This window comes from Kitasatospora sp. NPDC059327, assembly GCF_042752535.1.
GTDB lineage: Bacteria > Actinomycetota > Actinomycetes > Streptomycetales > Streptomycetaceae > Kitasatospora.
Map to the genome: position 1 here is coordinate 13,211 of NZ_JBHYYB010000057.1, position 26,727 is coordinate 39,937.

At 75.0% G+C, this 26,727-nt stretch carries 22 protein-coding genes; 9 read left to right on the top strand and 13 right to left on the bottom strand.

Annotated elements, in window-relative coordinates; genetic code table 11:
- The first annotated feature begins 23 nt into the window (after window positions 1-23).
- Both ACFXHB_RS28765 and ACFXHB_RS28770 read left to right on the top strand, forming a co-directional pair.
- Complete coding sequence (locus ACFXHB_RS28765) at window positions 24-1,205, top strand: ROK family protein (protein ID WP_380577617.1); 1,182 nt, start codon at window positions 24-26, stop codon at window positions 1,203-1,205.
- A gap of 187 nt (window positions 1,206-1,392) precedes the next feature.
- Window positions 1,393-2,529 carry a PLP-dependent cysteine synthase family protein gene (locus tag ACFXHB_RS28770; protein WP_380577579.1) on the top strand — a complete coding sequence of 379 codons (1,137 nt, stop codon included), beginning with the start codon at window positions 1,393-1,395 and terminating at the stop codon, window positions 2,527-2,529.
- Window positions 2,530-2,621: 92 nt separating this feature from the next.
- Here ACFXHB_RS28770 and ACFXHB_RS28775 read toward each other — a convergent pair whose 3' ends face one another.
- Complete coding sequence (locus tag ACFXHB_RS28775) at window positions 2,622-3,146, bottom strand: DUF4267 domain-containing protein (protein ID WP_380577580.1); 525 nt, start codon at window positions 3,144-3,146, stop codon at window positions 2,622-2,624.
- A 116-nt stretch (window positions 3,147-3,262) separates the two neighbouring features.
- On the opposite strand from ACFXHB_RS28775, the gene ACFXHB_RS28780 reads away from it, so the two are divergent.
- Window positions 3,263-3,859: a TetR/AcrR family transcriptional regulator gene (locus tag ACFXHB_RS28780; protein ID WP_380577581.1), complete on the top strand. Its 597-nt coding sequence runs from the start codon at window positions 3,263-3,265 to the stop codon at window positions 3,857-3,859.
- Between the two features lie 56 nt (window positions 3,860-3,915).
- On the opposite strand, the gene ACFXHB_RS28785 is transcribed toward ACFXHB_RS28780, so the two are convergent.
- From ACFXHB_RS28785 to ACFXHB_RS28830, 10 genes are all read right to left on the bottom strand, one after another.
- On the bottom strand, window positions 3,916-6,318 hold the full coding sequence (locus ACFXHB_RS28785) for a right-handed parallel beta-helix repeat-containing protein (RefSeq protein WP_380577582.1): 2,403 nt from the start codon (window positions 6,316-6,318) through the stop codon (window positions 3,916-3,918).
- A 322-nt stretch (window positions 6,319-6,640) separates the two neighbouring features.
- Complete coding sequence (locus ACFXHB_RS28790; RefSeq protein ID WP_380577583.1) at window positions 6,641-7,519, bottom strand: MOSC domain-containing protein; 879 nt, start codon at window positions 7,517-7,519, stop codon at window positions 6,641-6,643.
- Between the two features lie 218 nt (window positions 7,520-7,737).
- Window positions 7,738-8,583 carry a DUF6643 family protein gene (locus ACFXHB_RS28795; protein WP_380577584.1) on the bottom strand — a complete coding sequence of 282 codons (846 nt, stop codon included), beginning with the start codon at window positions 8,581-8,583 and terminating at the stop codon, window positions 7,738-7,740.
- Window positions 8,584-8,938: 355 nt separating this feature from the next.
- Window positions 8,939-9,394, bottom strand: a complete 456-nt coding sequence (gene mscL, locus ACFXHB_RS28800; RefSeq protein WP_380577585.1) for a large conductance mechanosensitive channel protein MscL — start codon at window positions 9,392-9,394, stop codon at window positions 8,939-8,941.
- 127 nt (window positions 9,395-9,521) lie between these two features.
- Window positions 9,522-10,715 carry a DegT/DnrJ/EryC1/StrS family aminotransferase gene (locus tag ACFXHB_RS28805; RefSeq protein ID WP_380577586.1) on the bottom strand — a complete coding sequence of 398 codons (1,194 nt, stop codon included), beginning with the start codon at window positions 10,713-10,715 and terminating at the stop codon, window positions 9,522-9,524.
- Window positions 10,712-12,412, bottom strand: coding sequence for a hypothetical protein (locus ACFXHB_RS28810; protein ID WP_380577587.1), 1,701 nt, complete (start codon window positions 12,410-12,412; stop codon window positions 10,712-10,714). Before ACFXHB_RS28810 ends, ACFXHB_RS28805 begins: the two co-directional genes overlap by 4 nt.
- The gene (locus ACFXHB_RS28815) at window positions 12,412-13,539 is read right to left on the bottom strand and encodes a GNAT family N-acetyltransferase (protein WP_380577588.1); all 1,128 of its coding nucleotides are present in this window, start codon (window positions 13,537-13,539) and stop codon (window positions 12,412-12,414) included. Before ACFXHB_RS28815 ends, ACFXHB_RS28810 begins: the two co-directional genes overlap by 1 nt.
- Before the next feature lie 69 nt (window positions 13,540-13,608).
- Window positions 13,609-14,748: a glycosyltransferase gene (locus tag ACFXHB_RS28820; RefSeq protein ID WP_380577589.1), complete on the bottom strand. Its 1,140-nt coding sequence runs from the start codon at window positions 14,746-14,748 to the stop codon at window positions 13,609-13,611.
- Window positions 14,745-16,595, bottom strand: coding sequence for an AAA family ATPase (locus ACFXHB_RS28825; RefSeq protein WP_380577590.1), 1,851 nt, complete (start codon window positions 16,593-16,595; stop codon window positions 14,745-14,747). Before ACFXHB_RS28825 ends, ACFXHB_RS28820 begins: the two co-directional genes overlap by 4 nt.
- 350 nt (window positions 16,596-16,945) lie before the next feature.
- Window positions 16,946-18,064 carry a glycosyltransferase family 4 protein gene (locus tag ACFXHB_RS28830; protein WP_380577591.1) on the bottom strand — a complete coding sequence of 373 codons (1,119 nt, stop codon included), beginning with the start codon at window positions 18,062-18,064 and terminating at the stop codon, window positions 16,946-16,948.
- Window positions 18,065-18,387: 323 nt separating this feature from the next.
- Between ACFXHB_RS28830 and ACFXHB_RS28835 the strand changes: the two genes are divergently transcribed.
- The 5 genes from ACFXHB_RS28835 to ACFXHB_RS28855 all read left to right on the top strand — a co-directional run bounded on the left by ACFXHB_RS28835 (window position 18,388) and on the right by ACFXHB_RS28855 (window position 23,820).
- Window positions 18,388-19,500, top strand: a complete 1,113-nt coding sequence (locus tag ACFXHB_RS28835; protein WP_380577592.1) for a glycosyltransferase family 4 protein — start codon at window positions 18,388-18,390, stop codon at window positions 19,498-19,500.
- A 185-nt stretch (window positions 19,501-19,685) separates the two neighbouring features.
- The gene (locus tag ACFXHB_RS28840; RefSeq protein WP_380577593.1) at window positions 19,686-20,363 is read left to right on the top strand and encodes a thiol:disulfide interchange protein DsbA/DsbL; all 678 of its coding nucleotides are present in this window, start codon (window positions 19,686-19,688) and stop codon (window positions 20,361-20,363) included.
- A gap of 156 nt (window positions 20,364-20,519) precedes the next feature.
- On the top strand, window positions 20,520-21,428 hold the full coding sequence (locus ACFXHB_RS28845) for an ABC transporter permease (protein WP_380577594.1): 909 nt from the start codon (window positions 20,520-20,522) through the stop codon (window positions 21,426-21,428).
- Window positions 21,418-22,617 carry an ABC transporter ATP-binding protein gene (locus tag ACFXHB_RS28850; RefSeq protein ID WP_380577595.1) on the top strand — a complete coding sequence of 400 codons (1,200 nt, stop codon included), beginning with the start codon at window positions 21,418-21,420 and terminating at the stop codon, window positions 22,615-22,617. The genes ACFXHB_RS28845 and ACFXHB_RS28850 overlap by 11 nt, the downstream gene beginning before the upstream one ends.
- Window positions 22,618-22,620: 3 nt before the next feature.
- Window positions 22,621-23,820: a glycosyltransferase family 4 protein gene (locus tag ACFXHB_RS28855; protein WP_380577596.1), complete on the top strand. Its 1,200-nt coding sequence runs from the start codon at window positions 22,621-22,623 to the stop codon at window positions 23,818-23,820.
- A gap of 68 nt (window positions 23,821-23,888) precedes the next feature.
- Here ACFXHB_RS28855 and ACFXHB_RS28860 read toward each other — a convergent pair whose 3' ends face one another.
- Complete coding sequence (locus ACFXHB_RS28860; RefSeq protein WP_380577597.1) at window positions 23,889-24,632, bottom strand: SAM-dependent methyltransferase; 744 nt, start codon at window positions 24,630-24,632, stop codon at window positions 23,889-23,891.
- A gap of 25 nt (window positions 24,633-24,657) precedes the next feature.
- Entirely contained in the window at window positions 24,658-25,797 is a 1,140-nt protein-coding gene (locus tag ACFXHB_RS28865) for a glycosyltransferase (RefSeq protein WP_380577598.1), read from the bottom strand.
- 57 nt (window positions 25,798-25,854) lie between these two features.
- Here ACFXHB_RS28865 and ACFXHB_RS28870 point away from each other — a divergent pair, with 57 nt between their 5' ends.
- A complete protein-coding gene (locus tag ACFXHB_RS28870) occupies window positions 25,855-26,634 on the top strand; it encodes a glutamate racemase (RefSeq protein ID WP_380577599.1) in 780 nt (259 codons plus the stop codon).
- The last annotated feature ends 93 nt before the right edge of the window (window positions 26,635-26,727 follow it).

The window sequence follows — 26,727 nt, forward strand, 5'->3', positions numbered from 1 at the left end:
CGGCCCCCGACCGCGGTCGGACGCTGCTCGGCCCGGCGCTCTCGCTCATCCACACCGGCCAGACCCCGACCCGTTCGGCGTTGACCCGCGCGCTGGACGTCACCCGGGCCACGGCCGGAGCGGTCACCGCGGAGCTGGAGGCGCTCGGCCTGATCACCGTCGACTCCCGGCCGGCCGGTGGCGGCCGCGGCCGGCCGTCGCACCGGCTCGCCATCGACCCCGCGGGTCCGGTGGTGATCGCCGGCCAGATCCACGCCGACGGTCTCAGCGTCACCCTCGCCGGGCTCGGCGGGCTGCTCGATCCACCGGTGCACCGACCGCTGCCCGCCGCCACCGACCCGGTCCGGATGCTGCGCGCCGTCGCCGAAGCCGGTGCCGAACTGGCCCGCGACAGCGGCCGTCGCTGCCTGGCCGCCGCGCTCGCGCTGCCCAACCCCGTCACCGAACCGGACGGCACCGCGCTCGCGGCCCTGCACTTCGCCTGGCCCAGCGGCACGCCGGTCGCCGACCTGTACGACGTCGAGGTCGGCCGGGCCGACAACGGACCGCTCGCGCTCGACCCGCTGCCCACCGCGATCGCGAACGACGCCAACCTCGGCGCCCTCGCCGAGTACCGGCACGGCGCCGGCCGGGGCGCCCGCCACCTGCTGCTGGTCACCTCCGGCCACCGCGGCGTCGGTGGCGCGCTGGTGATCGACGGCCGGCTGCACACCGGGAGCGCCGGGCTCGCGCTGGAGGTCGGCCACCTCACCGTCGACCCGCAGGGCCGCCCCTGCCAGTGCGGCAACCGCGGCTGCCTCAACTCCGAGACGGACCCGGACGCGCTGTTCGCCGCCGCCGGACTCACCCCCGCCCCGGGCCGCCCGCTGCTCGACCAGGCCCGCGAGCTCTGCCACGCCGCCGCCACCGACGAGCGGGCGCGGGCGGCCGTCGAGCACGTCATCGACCGGCTCGGCCTCGGGCTGGCCGGTGTCGCCAACATCCTCAATCCGGACCGGGTGGTGCTCAGCGGCCTGCACCTGGACCTGCTGGAGGCCGCGCCGGAGCGGCTGCGCGCGGTGGTCGCCGAGCGCAGTCTGTGGGGGCGCAGTGGCCGGGTGCCGATCGTCGGCGCCGAGCTGGCGCACGGTGCGCTGGCGGGCGCGGCCGAGCTGGCCTGGAAGCCGTACCTGGCGGACCCGCAGTCGGTGCAGGCCGGGCTCTAGCCGGGGGCGCCCGGCGGGGGCGCCCGGCGTCGGTGGTGCGGCGGACCGGCCGCACCGGCCGTGGTGCCGCTGGGGCGGGCCGGGAGGGTGCGGATAAGCGGAAGCTGGGGCTGCGAAAACCGTCACTTATCGTGACTCTCGTACACTCGTAGTGAGCAATCGGGGGGTTCGAGCGAGGAGAGTGACCATGGGTGCGCAGCTGAGGGTCGAACCGGCCGAGGACGTCGACCACTTCGAGGACGTCGATCGCTCCGACGCGGCCTACCGCGGCTGGCTCAAGGAGGCGGTGCGCAAGGTCCACGCCGATGCCAACCGCTCGGCCGACACCCACCTGCTCCGGTTCCCGCTGCCCGTCGACTGGGGCATCGACCTCTACCTCAAGGACGAATCCACCCACCCCACCGGCTCGTTGAAGCACCGGCTGGCCCGCTCGCTCTTCCTGTACGGGCTCTGCAACGGCTGGATCCGCCCCGGCAAGCCGGTGATCGAGGCGTCCAGCGGCTCCACTGCCGTCTCCGAGGCCTACTTCGCCCAGCTGATCGGTGTGCCGTTCATCGCCGTGATGGCCAAGTCCACCAGCCAGGCCAAGATCGACCTGATCGAGTTCCACGGTGGTGAGTGTCATCTGGTCGAGCGCTCCGACGAGGTCTACGCGGCCTCCGCCCAGCTCGCGGAGGAGACCGGCGGGCACTACATGGACCAGTTCACCTACGCCGAGCGGGCCACCGACTGGCGGGGCAACAACAACATCGCCGAGTCGATGTTCGCGCAGCTGAGGTTGGAGCCGCACCCCGAGCCGACCTGGATCGTCGCCACCGCCGGGACGGGTGGCACCTCGGCGACCATCGCCCGGTACGTGCACTACATGCAGTACGACACCCGGATCTGCGTCGCCGACCCGGAGAACTCCTGCTTCTTCGAGGGCTGGGTCGGCCACGATCCGGACGCGGTCTGCGCGAGCGGGTCGCGGATCGAGGGGATCGGCCGGCCCCGGATGGAGCCGAGCTTCGTGCCCGGGGCGATCGACCGGATGATGAGGGTCCCGGACGCCGCCTCGGTCGCCGCCGTGCGGGTGCTGGAGCAGGTTCTCGGCAAGAAGGCCGGCGCCTCCACCGGGACGGGGTTGTGGAGCGCGCTGAAGATCGTCGCCGAGATGCGGGCGGCGGGGGAGCGGGGCAGCGTGGTCACCCTGATCTGCGACCCGGGGGACCGCTACCTCGACAAGTACTACTCCGACGACTGGCTGGCCGGTGAGCGGATCGACATCGCGCCCCACCGGGCTCGACTGGAGTCGTTCCTGGCCGGCGGGGTCTGGACGGGCTGACCCCGCCGGCCGAGGGCCGGCCGGTCACGGCCCGGCGCCGCGTGGCGGCGCCGGGCTCCGTGTCGGGGTGGTGGGATCAGGTGGCTTGGCGGTCAGGCGGCCGGGACGCGCGGGGTGGTCCGGTGCTCGGTCAGCAGCAGCGCGGCGGTGGCCGCGACGAGGACGGCCGTCGCGCCGTGGATGCCGAGCGCGGCGGCGGTCGAGCCGTGGTGGGTCAGGACGGTGACGGCGTCGTCGAGCGGGATCAGCGCCTCCACCAGCAGCAGCCAGCCGAGGGCCCGCCGTTGGCCGGTGGCGAGCAGGACGAGCGGGGCGATGCCGGTGACGAGGTCCCGGATGCCCTTGATCGAGAAGAACGCGGCGGCCTCGCCGTGCGGCCACTCGGGCAGACCGAAGCCGGAGACGGTGCTCTCCGGGGCGAACAGGTAGCTGACGCCGACGTAGCCGATCCCGAGCGCGATCAGCACGGTGAGGACGGTGGCGATCCTCCGTCGGGCGGCGCCGGCGGTGGTGCCGGTGGCGGTGCCGGCACCGGTGGTGGCGGCTGCCGAGGTGGCGGAGGTGCCGCCGGTGGGCGCGGTGAGGGTGGAGGTGGGTGCGGTGATGGTGCCGGGCATGGGAATCCCCCTGGATCCGTGAGGCTCGCGCCGCACTGACTGCTAGCGCCGCTAGGAACAAGAATGACGCTAGCTCGTTCATTGCTCTGCTGTCTAGCGCTGCTAGCATCGATGTCATGGCAATCCAGGAGCGCCGCGAGCGCGAACGCGCCGAACGGCATCAGCTGATCATTCGAACCGCCCGGGAGCTGGCGGAGGCCGAGGGCTGGGAGGCGGTGACCACCCGTCGACTGGCCGAGCGGATCGAGTACAGCCAGCCCGTGCTGTACAGCCACTTCGCCGGCAAGGACGCGATCGTGGCCGCCGTGGCGCTGGAGGGTTTCGCGGAGCTGGCCGCCGATCTGCGGGCGGCCGCCCGTGCGGTGGACGGGCCGGTCGAGGCCTTCCGTGCCGTCGCCGGCCGCTACCTGGCGTTCGCGGCGGCCAATCCGGCGCTCTACGACGCCATGTTCACCCTGGCCACGGACCTGCCGTTCGGGCGCCCGGACGCCCCCGCCGCGCTGAAGGAGGGCTTCGCCGCCCTCGCCGGACCGGTCGCCGAGGTGGCCGGTCCGGAGGATCCCGAGCCGTTCACCGAGGTGGTCTGGGCGGCCCTGCACGGTCTGGCCACCCTCGCCCGCGGCGGCCGCCTCCGGCCGGACCACGCCGAGCACCGACTGGCGCTGCTGGTGGAGCGGATGCTGGGGAGGGAGGCGGCCCCGGAGCGCCGCTGAGGCCGTCGCGGCGGCGGAGTCGACCACCCCGCCGCCCCGGTCGGGGCCCGCCCCGGTCAGGGCAGGCGGGCCGCCGGCAGGTCGGCCGGCACCAGCAGTTGGAGCTCCTCGGTGGACGGGTCCGCGAGCTGGGCGACCCGCATGGCGTGCCGTTCCACCATGGTCTCGAAGACCTGCCGGGCGGTGCGCCCGTTGCCGAAGTTGGGGCCGCGCTCCAGGGTGCCGAAGTGCTGGAGCAGCGCGCCCTCGGTGGCCTCGGCCAGCGCGTACTCGTGCTCGGCGCACTGCGCGCGGGCGATCTCCAGCAGCTCGTCCGCGGTGTAGTCGGGGAAGGTGATGGTGCGGGAGAACCGGGACGAGACGCCGGGGTTGGCGGAGAGGAAGCGTTCCATCTCGGCGGTGTAGCCGGCCACGATGACCACCACCTCGTCCCGGTGGTCCTCCATCAGTTTCACCAGGGTGTCGATCGCCTCCCGGCCGAAGTCCCGGGCGCCGTCCTCGGGCGCCAGCGCGTACGCCTCGTCGATGAACAGCACCCCGCCGCGGGCCCGGTCGAAGGCGGCCGCGGTGCGGATCGCGGTGGAGCCGATGTGCTCGCCGACCAGGTCGACCCGGGCCACCTCGACCAGGTGTCCGCGCTGGAGCACCCCGAGCGAGGCCAGGATCTCGCCGTAGAGCCGGGCCACGGTGGTCTTGCCGGTGCCGGGGGCCCCGGTGAAGACGAGGTGGCGGCGGAGCGAGGGGGCCTTCAGCCCGGCCTGGCGGCGCCGGCGGCCGACCGCGATCAGGTCGATCAGGGTCCGCACCTCCTGCTTGACGGTGGCCAGGCCCACCAACGCGTCGAGTTCGGCCAGCGCCTCGTCGGCCGGTCGGCAGTCCGGGATCGGACCGATCGCCGCGGGTGCCGTCAAGGCGGGTGCCGTGGTGGTGAGTTGGGCGGCCCTGGCGGACCGGGGGGCCGGCAGCTCGGTGGCGGGCGCGGCCGGGGCGACGTCGTCCGAGGTGCAGGCCTCCACCACCGGACCGGGCTCGGAGAACTCGAAGCCGGCCCGTTCGTTCTGCTCGGCCCGGCAGCGGGTCAGGACGGTGCGGCAGCCGTCGATGATGTGGAAGCCGAACCCCTTGCCGTGCGAGACCCGGCAGTCCTCGAAGGTGCCCCGGCCCTGGGCCGAGACGTAGACGCCGGCGTCCGAACTGGCCCGGACGGTGCAGTCGCGCAGGACCGGGTCGGCCCCCTTGGTGACGATCACGCCGGTGGCGACGTCGGAGATCTCGCAGTCGGTGAGCAGACCGCCGCTGCCGTGGTCGCGGAACCAGAGCCCGGTGCCGGCCTCCTGGACCCGGCAGCCGCTCAGCGTCACCCCGGCCCCGCCGCTGACCGAGACGGCGGAGCTGCGGATCCGACTGAACGAGCAGCCGTCGGCGGTGGCGGCGGAGTCGCGGTCCAGGACGAAGAGCGCGTCCGGCAGGTCGTGCAGCGAGCAGTCGGTGAGGGTGAGCCGGGCGCCGTCGCTGACCCACAGGGCCGGGTACTCCCCGGTCGAGCCGTGGATCTCGCAGGACTCGGCGGTGGCCTCGGTGCCCTGGTCCCAGACCGAGAGCGCGCCGCGTCCGAAGTCGCGCACGGTGCTGTTGGCCAGCGTGAGCCGGGCCCGCCCGCGCAGGTCGGCGCCGTTCTCCGGCAGGTCGTGCACCCGGCAGCCGGTCAGGACGAGCTCGGCCTCGCTGTCCAGGGTGATCCCGTTGCCGGTGACCCGGTGGATGTCGCAGTCGACCAGCCGTCCGCCGGCGTGCGCCTCGGCCTGGACGCCGCTGCCCCTGATCTCGTAGATCTCGCAGCCGGTGAGCTCGGCGGCGCTGCCCGGGTCGGTGAGGAGGACCCCGGCGCCGGTCGCGTGGTGGATCCGGCAGCGTTCCAGCGCGGCGGTGGCGCCGTCGAGGACGGCCAGTCCGGCCTGTCCGGCGGCGGCGACCTCGCAGTCCTCGAAGGCCGCCGCGGTGCCCGGGCCGCGCAGTCGCAGGCCCAGCCCGGTGGGGTTGACGACCACGCAGCCGCGCATGGTGGGCCGGGCACCGCCGGTGACCTCGACGCCGGTGGCCGAGCGGGTCTCCACCCGGCAGCCGCTGAGCGCGGGCGTCGCCTCGGCACCGGTGACCAGTACGGCCGGGAGGGAGCTGTCGCTGCCCTCGATCACCAGGTCACGGACGGTGGCGGCGGCCGTGACGGTCAGCGGCACCCCGCTCGGCGGGTCGATCCGGACGGTGCCGGGGCCCTGCGCCGGGACGAGTGTGACCGGTTTGTCCAGGATCAGGTTCTCCCGGAAGGTGCCCGGCCGGACGGTCACGGTGTCGCCCGGTTCGGCGGCCGCGAGGGCTTCCGCGAGGGTGTCGTACTCGCCGGCGCGCCGACGCCAGCGGGAGGCGCTGTCCTGGGTGACCCGGACCCTGTGCTCAGCCATGACGGTCTGTCGTCCCCACCTTCATCGAGCCGGCGATCAACGGGCCGTACGCGCGGGGTGCACGGCGGCCCGCCCACCGTAGCGCGCCCGCGCGGGTGGTCCGGCCGTCGGTCGCCCGGCCCGGCCGGGGGCCGTCGCGTGTTCCACACATGCTTCAACGAGTGCGCACAGTTCGGGTTCCGAACGAGGCGCGGGTACTGGCCCGGCGGGGCCGTGGCGTACCGGTCGTACACGGCGCCGGACCCGGTGCCGTACGCAGCACCCTAACGCCCGTCGGCGGCGGAAGCGGGAGGGGTGCCCACCGTCGGCGGGCGCCCCCGGCTCACACCCGCTCGTCCGCCGGCCAGTGCGCGCCACCCTCCAGCACCTCGACCTCGTCGCCGACCCGGAGCGTGCCGAGCGCGTCGCCCTCGACACCGGCCGGGCGCTCGGGGATCAGGTTCTGTCCGAAGGCCGCCTTCTTCAGCAGCCGGTGGTGGCGGGCCAGCGTGCGCAGCGGCTCGGGGCCGCGCCGCTCGCCGCTCTCCTGGTCGGTGGTGGTGATCACACAGCGACCGCAGGGCTTGACCACCTTGAAGGTCAGCCCGCCGATCCGGATCCGCCGCCAGCCGTCCTCGGCCCACGGCTCGCTGCCGGAGACGACCACGTTCGGGCGGAAGCGGTCCATCGGGAGCGGCTCGTGGCTGTCCGGGTGCTCCTGCGCGATCAGGGCGTTGAGCCGGTCCAGCGAGGCGGTGGTGGCGAGCAGCAGGGGGAAGCCGTCGGCCATCGAGACGGTGTCGCCGGGCTCGCCGAAGTGCGGGTCGACCGGTCGCGCGCGGGGATTGTCCAGGTGCACCAGCCGGTAGTCGCCCAGGTGCTCGGCGATCCAGAGCTGGGCCTCCTTGACGGCCTCGGCGGCGTGGAACCGGGTGCCCCAGACCTCGACCTCGGCGAGCGGGTCGCCGACCGCGGTGGCCGGGGCCGGGACCTCGATCCGGGCGCCGCCGGGGGCGGTGAGCCGCAGGGCGCCGTCGGCGGTGGGCTCGGGACGGATCTGGCCGAGGTCGGTGTTGTCACGCTGGCTGACGAAGCGTCCGGTGGCGTCCGCCAGCATCCAGCGCCGGTCGCCGGCCAGACCCCACGGCTCGACCTGGGCATGCTCGGGGCTCAGGCGGTACATCGACTTGACGGGGTAGACGTGCAGTCCGGTGAGCAGCATTCCCCCATCCTGCCAGCTCCCCGCGGGCGACCCGCCCCCTGCCCGCCGCGGCCCGTCCGGCCCCGTACGCGCACGGACCGCCCGGACGCCGTGGGGGTGGCGGTCCGAGCGGTCCGTGGATGACCCGTTTCTCCGTACGCCCGGCGCGGGAACGCGGCGGGGTGCTGCTCAGGTGCTGGGGGTGGGGGCCGGGTGGGGCCGGCCCCGGGGCGCGTCGGTCAGTAGCCCTGCCCCTGCGGCTGGTAGCCCTGCTGGAACTGGCCGGGCTCGCCGTACGGGCCCGGGCGCTGCGGCTGCATCGGGCGGACCGGCGCGACCGGGGAGACGGCCGGGCGCAACTGGGCGCCGCCGAACCCCTGCTCGCCGCCGTGGCCCTGGAAGCCGGCACCGGCCTGGCCCGGGCCGCCGAACGACTGCTGCCCGCCGAAGGACTGCTGGCCCCCGAAGCTCTGCTGCCCGCCGAAGCTCTGCGGACCCCCGTTCGGCTGGCCGGCCGCGTTCGGCTGGCCGCCGAAGGAGCCGGGAGCGCCCATCGGCTGCGCGCCGAAGGTCTGCTGGCCGCCCTGGCCGGCGCCGACGAAGGTGTTCTGGCCGCCGAAGCTCTGGCCGCCGGAGGGCTGGTAGCCGCCGGTGGCCTGCGAGAAGCCGGGGGCGGGAGCCTGCGGCCGCTGTCCGGACAGGTACGGCTGGGGGGCGCCGTAGCCGGGGGCCGGGGGCTGGGGCGCGGCGGCGTACGCCGGTGCGGGCTGCGCCGGGATGTACGCCGTGGCGGGACCGGCGGAGGGAGCGCTGCTCGGGCCGGGGCCCAGGGCGAGGCGCGCGGGCGGCAGCGCGGGGAGGTTGCTGCCGGGGGAGTCGTACCCGGTCGCGTACCGGTTCTCGTAGGACGGGCCGAGGCCGGATCCGTAACCGGACGAGAGCGCCGGCGGCAGGGCGGCCGGCACGTTGATGGGCGCGATCTGCGGGACACCGCGCTCTGCGACGAGGCTGTCGTAGATGGGCGTGCCGGAGGAGAAGGACGGAGGGGGGTAGCCGACTCCGTCGTAGGAGCGGGGCGAGGTCATGGGGCATACGGTAAGCCCACAATGCGCCTGCTGAGGAGAGTGGGAGCCCGAGCAGTTCGAGTGTTTACACAGTCTTCGCTCGCACAAAAGTTTCGAAAGTGTGAAGAACGGACATTCCGGCGACCAGTTCAGGCCAGCTTCCGGTCGGGGTACGGACTCGAACAGAGCCCGGACCGAGCCGGTGAAGCCCCGTGCGGTAACGGGCCGGTGGACGGTTCGGGGCCACGCGAAGAAACTTTTGCGGTCGGGGCGTGCGCCGGCGCATTCAAGCCCCTGCCGACCGGGCGGCAGGGGCTCGTGAATGTTTCGGGGATAAAGTTCCCGTGAGGGCGGCCCGGGGAGACAGAACCCGAGGTCAGCGGGCCTGCGCCGAGGTCGGCGCGATCTGCGCCGGGAAGCCCGGACGGCCCGCCACCTCCGAGGTGCAGAACGAGCAGCGCACCGCCGCCGCCGGGATCGGGCTCAGGCACTCCGGGCAGTCCGCCTTGGCCGCCGGAGCCGGCTTGGCGCCCTCCAGTCGCGCCTGCAGCCGGCCGACCGGGACCACCACGGCGAAGTAGATCACCGCGGCCACCAGCACGAAGCTGATCAGGGCGTTCACGAACACGCCGTACGGGAAGCGGGTGCCGGCCACCGCGAAGGTCTTCTGGGTGAAGTCGCCGACGGCTCCGGTGGCGACCCCGATGAGCGGGGTCAGGAAGGCGGTCACGAACCCGGTGACGACAGCGGTGAACGCCGCACCGATGACGATGCCGACCGCGAGGTCCACGACGTTGCCGCGCAGCAGGAAGCTGCGGAATCCCTTGAGCACCGGGTGACTCCAAATCCGTACGGGGGAGGGTGAGATGGGACCGCGGGCCCCGGCCGGACATCCTGCCGACCGGGTGGGCCCGAGGTCCAACCGCGTTCACCCGATCTGCCTAACGCGGCGGGCCGGATCAGGCGGCGCGCAGACGTTCCGCGTACGGCTGGATCCGGACCACCGCCCCGGCGATCCGCCGCACGGTGGCGGCGTCCATCTGGCTCCAGAGCGGCACCGTCAGCACCGAGTCCGCCAGCCGGTCGGTCAGCGGGAGCGACTCGGCCTGGCCCAGGTGGGCGTAGGCCCGCTGGCGTTGCACCGGCGGGTGGAAGTAGCGGCGCGAGTCGATGCCCTCGGCCCTTAGCGCGTCGGCGAGTTGGCGTGCGCTGAGCCCGAATTCCGGGGCGTCCAGGATCAGCGTGAGGTCCTTGAAGGTGGAGACGTCGCCCTCCTCCGGCAGGGCCAGTCGCAGCCCCGGCAGCCCGGCGGTCGCGGCGGCGAACCCGGCGACGAGTGTGCCCCGATGGGCCACCCGTTCGGGCAGGCCGGTCAGCCAGTTGAGACCGACGGCGGCGTGCAACTCGCTCATTCGGGCATTGAGTCCGGGGAAGAGCGTGTCGTAGTCGCCCGGGTTGCCGTAGTCGCGGGCGGTGCGCAGCCGCGCCGCGAGGGCGGCGTCCCGGGTGGCGACCAGACCGCCCTCGCCGGCCACCGCGACCTTGGTGGGGCTCATCGAGAACACCTCGGCGTAGCCGAAGTTGCCGACCGGCACCCCGCGGCGGCTGCTGCCGAAGCCGTGCGCCGAGTCGTAGACCAGGGGGACGCCGGCCGCGTCCGCGACCTCCTGGAGACGCTCCACCTGGCAGGGCGTGCCGTAGACATGAGTGGCCATCAGCGCGGCCGGGCGGTCGGCGGCGGCGAGCCGGGCGGCGGCGTCCTCCGGGTCCAGGGTGATGTCCCGCGCGCGGGCCTCGGCGAACACCGGGGTGCCGCCCGCCCAGTGGGCGGCGTGGGCGGTGGCGGAGAAGGTGAAGCCGGGCATCACCACCGGCCGTCCGTCGGCGACGCCGGCCGCCTGGAGCACCAGCATCAGGCCGGCGGTGCAGTTGGAGACCGCCACCACGTGCGGCACGTCCAGCAGCTTGGCGGCGGCCTCCTCCAACTCGGCGACGGTCCGGCCGTTGGTCAGCTGTCCGCTGTCCAGCACGGTGCCGAGCCGCTCCAACAGGGCGGCGCGGTCCGGGACCTGGACGCGGGTGAGCGGCAGGCCCTCGGGGAACGCGGGCGTGCCGCCGAGGGCGGCGGGCAGGGCAAGGGTGTCGGTGGTCATGGCGCGGTGGATCCCCCCTGGCTCGGTGACTGGGTCGGTGACTGGCCCGCTGTCGGGCTCTTTGACTGGGCCGGTGACTGGCCCGCTGTCGGGCTCCTTGACTGGGCCGGTGACTGGCTCGGCACTCGCGTCGGCGGCAGGCCCGGAGTCCGGGGCGGCGGCCGGAGCGCGGACGCTTCGCCGGCCTCCGGCCCGCCCGCGTGGACGCGGTGGGCCTCGGGGGGCCGCCGGCCCCCGCCCCACTGGCCCGGCGCGACCCGCCAGACCGGCGGCGGCCGGCGCTCGGCGGTCCCCCGGGCGACGGTGGAGGCGGCCGGGACGACCAGCAGGACCAGCACCAGGGGCAGGACCTGGACGCGTTCGCGCGACAGGATGCCCATGTTGTTGATGGTCGAGAAGGCCCAGCAGAACAGCAGGGTGTAGACGGCGGTGAAGGCGATGTACGAGCGCTGCACGAAGAGCCGGGGCAGCCGGCGCAGCCGCGGCCAGCCCCGGATGAACATCACCAGCAGCGCGAAGCACTCCACCGACTGGATCAGGTTCTGGATGTTCGAGGCCTCGAACGGGAACGGCCGGAACAGCACGCTGACCACGGCGACCGGCAGCCCGGCCGGGTTCAGGCTGAACTTCGGCGCGGCGTCCTCCGGGGCGGTCGCGCTGATCATCGAATTGCCCTGGCTGGTGCGCCGCGAGGTCTCCGAGAGCACCTGGTTGACCGCGTCGCCGCCGGTGCCGTCGGTGCCGAAGAAGGTCGAGACCTGCTGCAGCATCAGCACCGCCATCGCGCCCAGCACCACGGCGGTCAGGATGGTCCGCAGCGGCCCGAGCGCGCTGGCCTGCCGCGGTCGCTCGCGCAGCACGTAGGCGACCATCAGCCCCGCCCCGGCGAGCGCGGTGACGTGCGGGCGGACCATCGCGGTGCCGACCGACCCGAGCGCGATGCAGGCGAAGGCGCCGAACCGGCGGTCCAGCAGCCGGGCGGTGCCGTAGGTGGTCAGACCCAGGCAGAACATCATCCAGGCGTCCTTGCCGATGCTGGACGGCCAGAACAGCAGCGAGGGCAGGAAGAAGACCAGCTTGGCGTACTTCCGGGTGTCCGCCTCGGGGAAGGCGATCTGCAGGGCCCGCCAGAACAGCAGCAGGCCCCAGAAGCCGAGCCAGGAGAAGACCAGGAAGCCGCCGATCAGCGAGGGGCCGGTGATCGCGTAGACCACGCCGGTGACGATGATGACGAAGCCGGTACCGGCGACCTTCATCCCGAGGTCGTAGTGGACGCCGGCCAGGAGGTCGGCCTGGTCCAGGTAGGCGGCGAGCTCGGTGCCCTTCTGGTGGTACATCTTGGCGTCGGCGGCGCCGCCGTACAGCACGAAGGCCATCAGGTAGCGGGGGAAGGCGCAGAACAGTTTGGCGGTCATGGCCAGCATCAGCAGCCGGAACACGTCCCGCTCGGGGTTGGCGGCGGCGATCCGGGCCAGGATCGGGGTGCCGACGGCCATCAGCATCGGGAGGATCAGCAGCGCGCCCCAGGTGTCGTACGAGGTGTGCACCATCGCGACGACGAAGACCGTGACGTAGCCCGTGACCAGCGCGGCGGCGACGGCGGACGGCCAGGGCACCCGGGACCGGACGGCGGCGACGGCGGCGGCCGGTCGGGGCCCGCGGGCCGGCGCGACCCGGGCCGGAGGCGGCCGGGTCATCAGAAGACCTCCAGGTCGCCGAGGCTGAACCGCCAGTCGGACAGGGTCAGTGCGGTCCGGCCGGTCGGGGTGCGGGCGGTCAGCGTCATCCCGGTGCGGGGGGCCCGCAGGAAGCCGGAGCGCAGCGCGGCGGCGGCGGCCTCGGTGCCGGGCGAGAGATGGGTGGCGACGTGGTCGCAGCCGGACTCGCGGGCGGCGGCGCGCAGCAGCCGGGCCGCGCTGTCCCGGTCGCCGGGGCGGACCAGTACGTCGGCGAGGGTGAACTCGGCGAGCGGGCCGCGCCGTCGGGGCCGGCCGATCGCCAGGCCGGTGAGCTCGCCGCCGCGGTGGCAGGTGAGGACCCGGTAGTCCAGTCCGGGTGCCCGGCCGTAGCGCCAGCGCAGGAACTCCGGGGTGCGCAGGACGGCGAGCCGTGGATCGGCACGGTCGGCGGCGGCCCGTTCGCGCAGCAGCTCGGCCAGGGGGCCGTCGGTGCCGGGGGAGGTGCCGGTGTCGCCGCCGGTCGGGCCGCCGGTCGGGCCGAGGTCCGGGCCGGGGTCCGGCACCCGGTCGGCGAACCAGGACCGGGCGGTGGGCAGCCGGCAGTCCGGCGGTTCGGTCGCGCCGGCCGGGACGCGGGCCAGCGCCGCCCGCACCCCCCGGGCGAACGCGGCCGGCCGGACCGGTCGCAGCGCCACCGGTACCCGGCCGAGCTCCTGCCAGCCCATCCTCCGGTAGCCGGGCAGGCTGTTGCCGTTGGGCGTGTTGAACACCAACTCGGCCTGACCGCTCACCTGTTCGAGCAGATCCTGGGTGAGCCGGCGGAAGATGCCGCGGCCCCGGAAGTCCGGGTGGGTGGCGGTGTCCACCGGCCGGACGGCGGCGACGGTGCGCCCGGTGACGCCCTCGTGCCACTGCCAGGGCAGGAAGAGCCGCACGCCCGCGAGCCGTCCGTCGGAGGTCTCGGCGACCAGGCCGGGGCTGGCGCCGAAGGGCCCCAACCGGTGTTTCCAGTGGAAGAAGTCGGCGGTGCGGGTGCCGGTCGGGCCGCCGGCCAGCGAGGCGGTCAGCAGATCGAGCACCGCCGGGAGGTCGGCCTCCGCGAGCGGGCGGAAGGTCAGCTCGGCAGGAGCGGGCAGGGCACTCACGTCCGGACTCGCTCTCCGTTCGGTGGTTGGAGCCTTCGGGGGATCGACGGGAGGTGTCGACACGGCGGCTCAGTGCCGCAGGACCTGCTCGTACACCGCCTCGACGGCCCGCTGGGCGCCCGCGACGTCGAACCGCCGGGCGCGTTCCCGGGCCGCCGCGCCGAGGCGCTCCCGCAGCTCCCGGTCGTCGGCGAGCCGGCCGAGGGCGGTGGCCAGGGCGGCCGGATCGCCCGGCTCGACCAGGAGACCCTGCGCGCCGTCGTCCAGGACCTCCGGTATGCCGCCCACCCGGGTGACCACGGACGGCAGGCCGCTGGTCATCGCCTCCATCAGGGCCACCGGCAGACCCTCCTGGCGGGAGCTCAGGGTGAACACGTCCAGGCCGGGCAGCAGGGCCGGGACGTCCGGGCGCGAGCCGGCGAACAGGACGCGGTCGGCCACGCCCGACTCGGCGGCGTGGGCACGCAACCGACCGTCCAGCGGGCCGGTGCCGATCAGCACCAGCCGGGCCCCCGGGTGCCGGCGGAGCAGCTCCGCGTGCGCGGCGAGCAGGGTGGCCTGGTCCTTCTTCGGGGTCAGATTGCCGACCGTGCCGACCACGAAGGCGTCCTGCGGCAGGCCGAGTTCGGTCCGGGCGGCGGCGCGGGCGGCCGGTCCCTGCGGGGCACCGGCCAGATCCGGGCCGTGGTGCACCACGCGCACCCAGGCACCGGGGCGGCGGCGGGCGGCCGGGATGGTGCGCTCGACGGCGTGCGAGACGGCCACCACCGCGTCGTTGCGCCGGTAGGTCAGCGCGTTGGCCCAGCGGGTGACCGGGCGGTAGCGGTCCCAGACGTTGTGCTCGGTGTGCACCAGGCGCGGCGACCCGGCGCCGCCGAGCCCGTACGAGAGCAGCCGGGCGGCGGTGGCCGGGACGGGCATGTGGGTGTGCACCAGGCCGTAGCGGCGCTCGGCGAGCAGCCGGCGCAGGCGCAGCGGCCAGCGCGGGTCGGCCCGGCCGGGGGTGCCCGGCACGCCGCCCAGGCAGTGCACCCGCACCCCGGCCTCGGCGAGCGCCGGAGCGAGCGCGTCCTTCCAGGGCAGCACGTACGCGACCTCGACCTCGTAGCGCGAACCGTCCACGTGACGGGCGCAGTTGAGCAGCAGCTGTTCGGCGCCGCCCCGGCCGAGGCCCTTGGCCAGCCAGAGCACCCGGGTGCGACCGGTCACCGCTCCTCCGCCTCGCGCAGCAGGGCCGGTTCGCCCTGGTCGCCGCCGGCCGGGCCGGCCTGGGGGCCGTGGCCGTTGACGCCCGGGCCGGGCCGGTCCGCCCCCGGGCCGAGGGCGTCACGTCGGGCCCAGCTCGGCGTCGTCCGGTCGCCCGCCCGGTCCGTGCGGCGGTCCGTGCCCGGCTCCGCGTTCCGGTCCGTGGCCCGTGCCGCGGACGGCGCGGCCGTGCGCGGCAGGGCGGACCGGTCGGCCCGTCCGCCCGGCGCCACCGGCCCGCCGCCCACCCCGGTGCGCCGGCGCCGCCCGCCCGGCCCGAAGCTGCCGAGCAGTGCCACCCCGGCCACCGGCACGCCGCTCCGGGCGAGCAACTCGGCCACCCGATCGGCTTGTTCGGGGGTCACATTGCCGCTGCGCACGGTCACCAGCACCGCGTCGGCGTGCTGGACGAGGTCGAACGCGTCGTTGGCGTGCAGCAGCGGCGAGGTGTCCACCAGGATCACGTCGGCGTACCGGCGGGCCCGGCGCAGGACTTCGGCGGCGCGCAGCACCAGCGCGGCGGGGTACGCGGTGGTGTTGCCGCCGGTGATCAGCGAGACGCCCGCCACGTTGGTCGGCCGGATCAGCTCGTCCAACTCGCCGAGCTGCTCGCCGCTGAGCAGCTCGGCCATCCCCGGACCGCCGCCCACCCCGAGGTGGGCGTGCAGCTGCGGGTGGCGGAAGTCGCAGTCCAGGACGAGGACCGCGCGCCCGGTCTCGGCCAGCGCGGCGGCCAGGTTGGCCACGGTGGTCGTCCGGCCGTCGCCGCTGCTGCCGGAGGCGACCAGCACCACCGGCGCCGGATCGGCGGCCCGGCGCGGGGCGCGGTCGGCGCGCTCCCACTCGGCGGGCCCGGCGGCCGACCGGCCGAGCGCGTCCGGACCGGTGAGCAGCAGCGTGGAGCGCAGTGAGCGGTACGCCTCGGCGGCCGGGTCCGAGGGTCGGGCGCGGACCAGCGGTTCGCGCAACCGCCGCAGTCGGCGGGAGAGTTGCGGTACCTCGCCGATGACCGGCAGGTTGAACCCCTCCTCGACGGCGTTGCGGGTGCGCAGCCGGGTGTCCATCCGGCTGAGCATCAGCGCGGCGACCACCCCGAGCCCGAGGCCGAGCGCGACCGCCAGGCCGAGCCGCACGCTCCGACTGGGGGTGGAGAGGAGGTTGCCGGCGCTCTGCCGGGCGTCGATGCTGCCCCACTGCTGGATGGCGTCGGTCTGGACGCCGTTCTGCAGCTTGCTGATCGCGGTGAGCGTGGCGGTCAGCGAGGTGGACGCGGCGGTCAGCTTGGGCTGGAGCTTGGGCTGGTCGCCGGGCGAGGAGCGGTTGAACTGCTGCTGGATGTCGTCCAGTTGCTTCTGCTGGGCGTCCGCCTGGGTCTGCAGCTTCTTGACGGTCTCGGCGGCGCTCTTCGCGGACTCGTCGCTGAATCCCTTGATGATCGCGGCCGAGTAGGCGGCCGCCAGGTCGGAGCAGGACTGCTGGGTCGGCCCGGTGGTGGCGATCGAGAGCATCTGGGCGCTGTCGGCGGTCACGGTCCGACGGGCGATCACCGCCGCCGCGTCGGCGATGCCGAGTTGCTTGGCCGCCGCCGTCGCGACGTCCGAGCCCTGGGCGTACGAGAGCACCTGGTCGGCCCGCACGGTGTCGCCGGCCCCCGCGACCGGCGTGATGGCGACCTTGCACTTCCATTTGGCGTTGTCCACCGTGTCACCGGTGGGGGTCAGCAGCCAGCCGACGACGAGCGCGGCGAGCGTGCAGCCGACGAGCAGCCGCCAGTACCGCCGCAGGACGGTCAAGTGGTTTGCCGGTTCCACCGGTCGGATCCCCTCGCGTTCGTGGTGCGGTGGTGCTGTCGAGCTCCCGTCGGGAGCGCCGCGGTCCGGGTGCCGCTGTCTCTGACCGTCCCGCGCCGTGCTCCCGGCCCGGTGGAATCCCTCGCCCGATGTCGCAACTCGCCCCCCTGACGACTCGCTCCCGGCGGCGCGGCGGTGCCTGGCCGGGCCGCGCCGGCCGCGCTCCTGACACGCCGCGCACCGACCCCCGCCGCCGACCCCGCCGCCGGTCCCCCTGCGATGCTTGCCGAGCCGCGACGTGCGGCGCAACCGCTTTGGCGATACTGGGGCCGCCCGGTGACCGGGAGGCCGTCCGGACCGCTCGGATCCCGTCAGATCGCGCGCAGGCGCAGCGAGCGCTCGTAGAACTCGACCATCTGCGCCGACACCTGATGCAGCGTGAAGGAGGTGAGAAACCGCGCCCGCGCGGACTTCGACCGGACCCGGGCCGAGGCCCGGTCCTGGAGGGTGTCGACGAGCGCCGTCGCCAGGGCGCCCGGTCGTTCGGCCGGCACCAGCCGGGCGTAGTCCTCCGACCCGACCGTCTCGCGCAGCGCCGGCACGTCCGCGCAGACCAGCGGCACGCCGACGCCCATCGCCTCCATCGCGGCGCTCCCCAGGCCCTCCCAACGGGACGGCACGGCGAACGCGTCGGACGCGGCCATCAGGTCGAAGACGTCGTCGCGCGGCCCGAGGAAGCGCACGCCGCCCGCCGCCTCGGCGAGCGTCGTCAACCGGGGCGTCTCGGTGCCCTCGCTGCCGGCCAGCAGCAGCACCGCGTCCGGCTCGGCCCGCAGCACCGCCGGCCATGCCTCCAGGAGGACGTCCAGGCCCTTCTGGTACTGCTGGCGCGCTGCCGCCAGCACCACCGGCGCGTCCTGCGGCAGGTCCAGCGCGGCCCGGACGGCGGCCCGCCGCTCCGGGGTGACGATGCCCAGCAGCTCCGGGTCGCGCCCGCGCGGCACCACGTCGATCCGCTCCCGCGACACCCGCAGCCGCTGCGCCATCGCCCCGGCGACGTGCCTGGTCAGCGCGTGGAACCGGCGGGTGCCCTGGGCGGTCGCCGCGTCCACCGCCTGCGCGGCCCGCACCTTCCAGGGGCTGAGGCCGCGCGCGTTCAGGTGCTCCGGCCCGTACGCCGAGTTCACCAGGCTGGAGACCACCGGCGTCCGGGCCGACAGCGCGGCGGCCCGGCCGAGCACGTCCGACTCGTACAGGGTGGTGTGGACGAGATCCGGGCGGCGCTCACGGACCAGCCTGCGCAGCGCGGCGACGGTCCGGCCCCGGGTGGCCCGGCCGACGCCGAACACATCGGCGCCCGCCCCGGTCAGCTCCGGCTGGAAGCCGCCGGGCGAGTCCTTGAGGTAGGCGACATCCAGCTTCACCCCGGCCCGCACCAGTTGGGGTGCCATCGCGACCAGACCCTGCTCGGCCCCGCCGACCCTGCTCACGCTGTCGATCACATAGAGCACATGCACAGGCCAACCCCCGCCCTCCTGGGCGCGGCCGGTCTCCCATGCCGGCCGGCACCCTGACTGCCGATCAGCATCGCAGGTGGCGCCGCCCGGCCGCCAGGTATTCGGCCAGGAGCGTCCCGCCGTCGCGGGGCGGCCGGGGGCGGCCGGGGGCGCGCACCCGGGCGCGTGACCGACGCCGGCAGCGTACGACGGCACCCGATCGGCGCCCGAGCGGGGCACCCGCGCTGGCGCGCGGGCCACCACTGGGTTGTGCGAAGGGGCTGCCCCGCGCCTGCCCCTGTGCCAAGGTCTTTCCCATGCCCGACGCGACGCCGGCGAAGACGGCCGGAACCCGCCCCCGCATCCTGCACGTGATCACCGACCCGCGCCGCCGCGGCGCCCAGAACCTCGCCCGGGACCTCCACCGGGAACTGCGCCGCCGGGGCCAGGCCTCCGCCCTGCGCGCCCTCGCCCCGCACCCCGACGCGGTCCCCGACGCGCCCGACACCCTCGGCACCGCCGTGCTCGGCCCCGCCCGGCTGCACCCCGCGACCCTGCTCGCCCTCCGCTCCGCGGCGCGCACCGCCGACCTGGTCGTCGCGCACGGCTCCGCCACCCTCCCGGCCTGCGCCCTCGCCCTGGCCGGCACCCGCACCCCGTTCGTCTACGCCTCCATCGGCGACCCCCGGCACTGGACGGCGACCCCACTGCGCCGGCTGCGCACCGGGGCCCTGCTGCACCGTGCCGCCGCCGTCACCGCGCTCGCCGACGAGGCCCGCGACATTCTGCAGCGGCATTTCAAACTGCCCGCCGGGAAGGTCCGCACCATCCCCAACGCCCGCCCCGCCGACCGCTACCCGCCCGCCGGGAGCGAGGCCGAGCGGCGCGCCGCCCGCCAGTCGCTCGGCCTGCCCGCCGAGGGCCTGCTGGTCGCCTGGGTCGGCGCGATCGCGCCCGAGAAGCGGCTCGACCTCGCCCTGGACGCCCTCGACCGGCTCCCCGACGTGCGTCTCGCGGTGGCCGGTGACGGTCCGCTGCGCACCGCCCTCGAACGGCACCCGGCCGCCGCCCGGGCCCAGTTCCTCGGCACCCTCACCGACCCGGCCCCGCTCTACCGGGCCGCCGACGCCCTGCTGCTCAGCAGTGACAGCGAGGGCGTGCCCGGGGTCCTGATCGAGGCGGCGCTCGCCGGACTGCCCGCCGTCGCCACCGATGTCGGCTGGGTCCGCTCGGTGGTCCGCGACGGTGTCACCGGCGCGCTGGTCGTGCCCGGCGACCCGGTCGTGCTCGCCGAAGCCCTGGCCAAGGTGCTGGCCGGCGACCGGACGGCGCTCGGCGCGGCCGCCCGGGAGCACGTGCTGGAGCACTGCGAACTCGGGGTGGTCGCGGATGCCTGGCAGCGGCTCTTCGCCGACCTGTGGGGCCGCTGACCGGGGCACCCGGCCGCGCAGGGGCCGCCACGCAGGGGCCGCCGCGCCTGGCCGCCGCGCAGGGCCGTCGCACGCGGCACGCCGCACGCGGGCCGTCGGCCGGGCTGCGCCGATCGGGCGAATCCCGGCCCGGCCCGCTCGGGGCGAGTGGCCCCTGGCGTTCCGTCACGGCGACACTACCCGGTGTGAAAAACCTGTTGAGGTCCACCCTCCTGCTCGCCGTCGCCACCGGGATCGCCGCTTCCCCCGTCCAGGCCGGCGCGGCCACCACCCACCAACCGTCCCGCGAGGGCGCCCAGTCCGTCCGGGTCGACCAGCTGAAGCCGGTGCGCGAGAGCGCCCGTACCGAGGCCGTCGAGTTCTTCTGGTACGACTGCGGCCACTCCCAGCAGCTGGAGCAGCCGCTCCAGACCTGGGCCGAGAAGCACCGCGCCGACGTCACCCTGCGCCGGGTGCCCGCGATCTGGCAGGGCAGTCCCGAGGAGCGCGCGCAGCGCGGTCACGCGCGCCTCTACTACACGCTGGAGCGCCTCGGCCTGGTCGAGCGCCTGCAGACCAGCGCCTTCCGTGCCGTCCACTCCAACGAGCAGGACCTCACCACCGAGGACGCCACGACCGACTGGGCGGTGCGCCAGGGCATCGACGCGCAGACCTTCCGGGACGCGTACCGCGCCGCCGACGTGCAGCGGTCCGTGGACGACGCCGCCGCGCAGTTCGTCCAGTACCAGATCAACGAGGTGCCCACCGTGGTCGTCCAGGGCGAGGAGCGGACCTCGCCGACCAGGGCCGGCGGCGTCGAGGCGATGCCCGCTGCCCTCGACCGGCTGGTCGAGCAGGACCAGCAGCGCAACCCCCGGCACTGACCCCCCTCCGGTCGGACCGATCACCTTCACCGAACCGACCCCCGGCGACCACACTCTGTGCCAGAGTGGACGCCGGGCCGCACCGCCGGGGTCGAGAACTGCCGTGGTGGCAGGCCCACTTCTCGATACCGGCGGTACCGGAGAGGGCAGGGGTCCGTGGGGGGACAACGCGCGCAACTCGTCGCCGACGAGCGCGACAGCCAGACATCGGCCGGGTCGGGTCGGCCCGCGGTCGCGGACGGGCCGCCACCCGAACTGGTCTTCAAACGCCGGCTGCGCCCCGCGCAGGTGGCCCGGGAGCTGTGGGGCGCGCGGGAGCTGGTACGCGCCCTGGCCGAGCGCGACCTGCGCGCCCGCTACAAGCAGGCCGTGCTCGGCTTCGCCTGGGCGGTGCTGACCCCGCTGGCACTCTGCGCCATCTTCACCCTGGTCTTCCACCGTGCCGTGAAGATCGACACCGGCTCGGTGGACTACCCGCTCTTCGCCTACGTCGGCCTGATCGTCTGGCAGTTCTTCAGCAACACCATGAACCAGGGCGCGCTGAGCCTGGCCAACAACCTCAGCCTGCTGAACAAGGTGTACTGCCCGCGTGAGGTCTTCCCGCTGGCCACCATGCTGGTCGCCGGGGTGGACATGGTGATCGGCGTCGGCGTCCTCGGCCTGCTCTTCCTGATCTTCTGGACCGCCCCGGCCGCCACCTTCCTCTGGGTGCTGCCGCTGCTGGCCATCCAGTTCGCCTTCACCTACGGCGTCGCGCTGATCCTCTCGGTCGCCGTGGTCTACCTGCGCGACGTCCGCCACCTGCTGCCGATCATCACGCAGATGGGCGTGTTCGCCACCCCCGTCGCGTACCCGCTGGCGCAGATCCCGCAGCGCCTGCAGGAGGTCTACGTCGGCTTCAACCCGCTGGGCGCGGTTATCGAGGGCTACCGCGGCGCCCTGCTGTACGGCGACGCGCCGGACGCCACGCTCACCGCGGTCGCCGCGGTCTCCTCGGTGGTGTTCCTGGTCGGCGGGTACCTGCTGTTCAAGAAGCTGGAGACGGGGATCGCCGATGTCGCCTAGCCAGACCCACCCGCTGGGTACCATCCGCACCGACCGGGTGTGGAAGCGGTTCAAGGCCGACCAGCAGCGGATGCTGCTGCGCGACAAGGTCGACGCGATGGCCCGCCGGCTGCGCGGCGAGAAGGGTGAGGAGTGGCGCTGGGCGCTGCGCGACATCACCCTGCACATCGAGCCGGGCGAGTCGGTCGGTCTGATCGGCTCCAACGGCTCCGGCAAGTCCACCTTGCTGAAGATGCTGACCCGGGTGATGTACCCGTACGGCGGCGTGATCGACGTGCGCGGCCGGATCGGCGCCCTGATCGAGATCAGGGCCGGCATCCACCCGGACCTGACGGGCCGGGAGAACATCTACCTGTTCGGCGCGTTGCTCGGTCTGCGCCGCCGTGAGGTGGCCGGCCGCTTCGACGACATCGTGGAGTTCGCCCGGCTGGGCGGCGCGATCGACCGGCAGGTGAAGTTCTACTCCTCCGGCATGCAGATGCGTCTCGGCTTCGCCGTCGCCGCCTACCTGGAGCCCCACGTGCTGCTGGTGGACGAGGTGTTGGCGGTCGGCGACGCCGTCTTCCAGCAGCGCTGCCTGGACCGGATGCGGGAGGTCGCCGAGCAGGGCACCACCATCGTCTTCGTCTCCCACGACCTGCCCGCCGTGGAGTCCATCTGCCGGCGCGGGATCTGGCTGGAGCAGGGCGCGGTCCGGGTGGACGCGGGCATCAAGGACGCGATGGCCGGCTACCGGGACTCCATCGAGGCGCAGTCGGAGTCCGGCGGTCGTACCGGGGAGCCGCTGCGCCTGCTCAAGCACGCCCTCCGGGGCGAGGACCGTGACGGCCTCACCACCGACGAGCCGATGACGGTCGAACTGACCCTCGGCGGTGACTACCGGGGGGACGCCACCCTGCACCTGGGGGTCAGCGAGGGCACCTCCAGTCCGATCTTCCAGATCAGCCACGAAGTCCGGCTCACCGGCGAGGACCACCAGGTCGCCTGCGTGATCCCCCGACTGCCGCTGCCCCGCGGGCGCTACACGCTCTGGGCCGGCGTCTACAGCATCGGCAGGACCGACGGCGGCACGCTGATGAGCTGGCACTCGGTCGGCCAGTTCGACGTGTTCGGGCCGATGCTGGACTCGCCGCCGCGCGCGGTCGTGCTGGCCGCCCCGGTGTTCGTCCCGCACCACTGGGAGGAGTGACCCGTGAGCCCTGTCCGGGTGCTGGTCCACCTCAACAACCTCGCCCTGGGCGGCGCCCAGCTCAACGCGGTCGACATCGCCCGTACCCTGCGCGACCGCGGGCACGATCCGGTGCTGTTCGCCCAGGGGGTGGCGGGCCCGGCCCCCCTGCTCGACGTGGCGGCCGGGCACGGCCTCGACGTGGTGGTCGCGGGCGGGCCCGACACCCCGCGCGCCGACGTCCGCCGTCGGCTCGGCCGGCTCGCCGCCGAGCACGGCAGCCAGCTGCTGCACGCCTGGGAGGTCCGGGCGGCCCGCAACTCCTACTTCGGGCCCGGCCGTTACGGCCGGCTGCCGGTGGTCACCACCTTCTACGGCATCCGGATGCTGCGCGGCATCCCCCGGCACCAGCCGCTGGTGCTGGGCCTCGGCGCGCTGCTGGGGGACGGCCGGGCCTTCGGGCACCAGGACGTCAGCCTGATCGAACCGCCGGTCAACACCGCCACCGACGGGCCGGGCCGGGCGGACGGCGCCGCGTTCCGGCGCGAACACGGCATCCGGGACGACGAGTTGCTGCTGGTCATCGTCACCCGGCTGGTCCCCGCGCTGGAGAAGGACGCCGGCGCCGAACTCACCGTCGAAGCCGTGCGGCGGCTCGACGACCCGCGGGTGCGGCTCGTCGTCGTCGGCGCCGGCCCCAGTCTGGAGCGGCTGCGCGCCCGCGCCGCTTCGGCCAATGCCGCGCTCGGCCGCCAAGCCGTACTGGTCCCGGGCCAGTTGGCCGACCCGAGACCGGCCTACGACGCCGCCGACATCGTCCTCGGCATGGGCGGGTCGGCCCTGCGCGGTCTCGCCTTCGCCAAGCCCGTCGTCGTCCACGGCGCCGCCGGCTACACCGCCGTCCACGAGCCGGGTCCGCTGGTCGAGCCGCACGCCTCGCGGTGCATGTACGGCTTCGGTGACGGCTCGCGGGTGCCCGAGCCGCTGGCGGACCAACTCCGCGACCTGCTCGACGACCCGGCCCGCCGGGCGCGGTTGGGCGACTGGGGCCGGGAGTGGGTGGTCGGGCGGTTCTCGCTGGACAGCGTCACCACCGCGTTCGAGGACCTGTACACCCGGGTACTGGCCCGGCCGGCGCGGGTGACCGGCTGGTTGAAGGACCTGGAGCAGATGACCAGGTACGAGTTCACCAAGCCCGCCGCGCTGCGGATACTGCGGCGCTGACGGCGGCGACGGCGGGGGACGGTGCACGGCCGTGCCACCGTCCCAGGTCCGCTCGGCGGGGCGGGGGCCTAGCGGCGCAGCAGCAGGGTGACGAAGCCGAGCGTGCCCCGGTAGCCGTGCAGCCACTCGGCACGGTGCCGGTCGGCGGCCTCGCGGGCGGCCGCCGCGTCCGGGTGGTCCGGGTGGTCCAGTGCCCACTGCGCGAGCGAGCCCGTCCAGGAGAACTCGTAGTCGTCCCACTCCTGGAGGCTGCTGACGTAGCCGTACACCGGTGTCCAGCCGTCCGCGATCACCCGGTCCGTGGTGGTCGCCAGATCCGCGAAGTCCTCCCGGGCCGCGCCCAGGCCGTCCAGGACGGCCGCGGTGGGCTCGCGCTCCCAGAAGGCCTCGCCGACCAGCACCCGGCCGCCCGGCGCCAGGTGCTCGCGGGCCGCCGCGAGCGTCGGCAGCAGCCCGCCGAAGGCGTGCGTCGCCCCGATGCTCAGCACCAGGTCGAACGGCTCCCGCGCGCTGAACTCCGCCGCCTCCAGGTGGTGCAGGCCGAGCCGCCGCGCCACCCCGACCGCCTCCGCCGTCTCCCGGGCCCGGGTCAGCGCGGTGGCGTCGAGGTCCACCCCGACCGCCTGCCAGCGCGGGTGCGCGGCGAGCGCCCGGATCAGCCAACCGGCCTCCCCGCAGCCGAGGTCCAGGGCCCGGCCGGCCTCGGTGTGCGCGGTGGCACGGGCCAGCAGCCGCGCCACCGACTCGTCGGTGATCGGGGCGGCGATCGGGTGGTGGGCGTGGGCGAGGCGGGAGATCGTCTGGCGGTCCATTCGAACAGTGTGGACCACCCGGGGTTCAGTAGGTGCGGCCTTTCCACCGCGTTCCGAGGCCGCGCCAGTGCCGCACCGCCGAGTCCACCGTCATCAGCAGGTACAGCGACGCGGTGAACGGCAGCAGCAGCGCGGCCGGCGCCGGCTGCCGGTAGTAGCGCAGCATCGGCAGGAAGGTCCCGGTCATCAGGGCCCACGCGGCCCCGCCGGCCGCGGCCACCGCGGCGTGCCCGGTGACCAGCCCGGCCACGGTGGCCGTCGGCGGCACCAGGTAGACCAGCGCCAGCCCCGCCACCGTCCCGGCCAACAGCAGGGGTGAGTGCCGCAGCTGGGCGTAGGCGCTGCGCGAGACCATCCGCCAGAGCTGGCCGAGCCGCGGGTAGGGCCGGACGCTGTCCACCTGGTCGGCCAGCCCCAGCCAGATCCGGCCGCCGGTCGCCTTCACCACCCGGGCCAGCGACACGTCGTCGATCACCGCGCCCCGGATCGCCGCCACGCCGCCCGCCCGCTCCAGCGCCTCGCGCCGCACCAGCGAGCAGCCGCCCGCGGCGGCGGCCGTCCGGGCCCCCGGGCGGTTGCCGCGGCGGAACGGGTACAGCTGGGCGAAGAAGTAGACGAAGGCCGGTACGATCAGCCGCTCCCAGCCGGTCTCCACCCGGAGCCGGGCCATCTGGGAGACCAGGTCCCGGCGGTCGCTCTCGGCGGCGGCCACCAGTTCGGCGAGCGAGTCCGGACCGTGCGCGATGTCCGCGTCGGTGAGCAGCAGGTACTCGGCGTCCGGACCGGCCAGCTCGATCCCGTGCCGCAGCGCCCACAGCTTGCCGGTCCAGCCCGGCGGCAGCGGGGGAGGGGTGGTGACGGTCAGCTCCAGGCCCTCGGCCCGGCCGAGCGCCGCCGCCAGCGCGCCCGTCCCGTCCGAGCTGTGGTCGTCGACCAGGATCACCCGGGCCCGCCCCGGGTACTTCTGTGCGAGCAGGCTCGGCAGGCTCAGCGGCAGCACCTCCGCCTCGTCCCGGGCCGGCACGACCACCGCGACCTGCGGCCAGCGGGCCGGTGGCCGGCGCGGCGGCAGCCGTACGTCGGTGCGCCAGAACAGCCCGTGGCAGCAGGTCAGCCAGAGCCAGACCAGCAGGGAGAGGACGGCGATCCACAGCAGGACGGTCACCCGGGCAGTCTGCCGCACCAGGGGCCCGGTGCGGTGGATCGACTAAAGTCTTGCCCTGTGAAGATCGCACTGATGGACTCGGGAATCGGCCTGCTGGCCGCCGCCGCCGCTCTGCGGAACCTGCGGCCGGACGCCGACCTGGTGCTCTCCTCCGACCCGGCCTCGATGCCCTGGGGCCCGCACACACCGGCCGAGATCACCGAACTCGCGCTCGGGTGCGCGCGGGCGGCGGCGGCCCTCGAACCGGACGCGCTCGTGATCGCCTGCAACACCGCCTCCGTCCACGCGCTCGACACGCTCCGGGCCGAACTGGAGCCCGCGCTGCCCGTCATCGCCACCGTCCCGGCCATCAAGCCGGCCGCCGCGCTCGGCGGACCGGTCGCGATCTGGGCCACTCCGGCCACCACGGGCAGCCCCTACCAGCGCGGTCTGATCCGGGACTTCGCCGGACCGGCCGCCGTCACCGAGGTCGCCTGCCCCGGCCTGGCGGACGCCGTCGAGCACGGCGACGACGCCGCGATCGACGCGGCCGTCGCCGACGCGGCGGCCCGCACGCCGGCGGGCACGGCGGCCCTCGTGCTCGGCTGCACCCACTACGAGCTGGTCGCCGACCGCATCCGCGCCGCCGCCGCGCCGGTCGCCGCCGCGCACCTCACCCTGCACGGCTCCGCCGAGGCCGTCGCGGCCCAGGCGCTGCGGCGGGCCGGCGACCCCGTTCGCCGGGGCGGCGGCACGCTCACCGTCCTCCACGCGGGCCGTGCCGCCGTCCTCCCGGCCGCGGTCCTGCTGTACCCGCAGGGTCGCGACCTCACCGCCGCCGCGGCCCCGGCCGCCTGACCTCACCACCACCGGCGCCGCCCGTGTCCGGCCGGCCGGGCACGAACCGGCCCCCGGGGGGGGGGGGTGGGGCCGGGCCGCAAAGACCCCCCC

Excerpts from the sequence above, each read along its gene's own strand:
- ACFXHB_RS28770 (WP_380577579.1), top strand. The coding sequence starts at position 1,393 with ATGGGTGCGCAGCTGAGGGTCGAACCGGCCGAGGACGTCGACCACTTC.
- ACFXHB_RS28775 (WP_380577580.1), bottom strand. The coding sequence starts at position 3,146 with ATGCCCGGCACCATCACCGCACCCACCTCCACCCTCACCGCGCCCACC.
- ACFXHB_RS28780 (WP_380577581.1), top strand. The coding sequence starts at position 3,263 with ATGGCAATCCAGGAGCGCCGCGAGCGCGAACGCGCCGAACGGCATCAG.
- ACFXHB_RS28785 (WP_380577582.1), bottom strand. The coding sequence starts at position 6,318 with ATGGCTGAGCACAGGGTCCGGGTCACCCAGGACAGCGCCTCCCGCTGG.
- ACFXHB_RS28790 (WP_380577583.1), bottom strand. The coding sequence starts at position 7,519 with ATGCTGCTCACCGGACTGCACGTCTACCCCGTCAAGTCGATGTACCGC.
- ACFXHB_RS28795 (WP_380577584.1), bottom strand. The coding sequence starts at position 8,583 with ATGACCTCGCCCCGCTCCTACGACGGAGTCGGCTACCCCCCTCCGTCC.
- ACFXHB_RS28805 (WP_380577586.1), bottom strand. The coding sequence starts at position 10,715 with ATGACCACCGACACCCTTGCCCTGCCCGCCGCCCTCGGCGGCACGCCC.
- ACFXHB_RS28810 (WP_380577587.1), bottom strand. The coding sequence starts at position 12,412 with ATGACCCGGCCGCCTCCGGCCCGGGTCGCGCCGGCCCGCGGGCCCCGA.
- ACFXHB_RS28835 (WP_380577592.1), top strand. The coding sequence starts at position 18,388 with ATGCCCGACGCGACGCCGGCGAAGACGGCCGGAACCCGCCCCCGCATC.
- ACFXHB_RS28850 (WP_380577595.1), top strand. The coding sequence starts at position 21,418 with ATGTCGCCTAGCCAGACCCACCCGCTGGGTACCATCCGCACCGACCGG.
- ACFXHB_RS28860 (WP_380577597.1), bottom strand. The coding sequence starts at position 24,632 with ATGGACCGCCAGACGATCTCCCGCCTCGCCCACGCCCACCACCCGATC.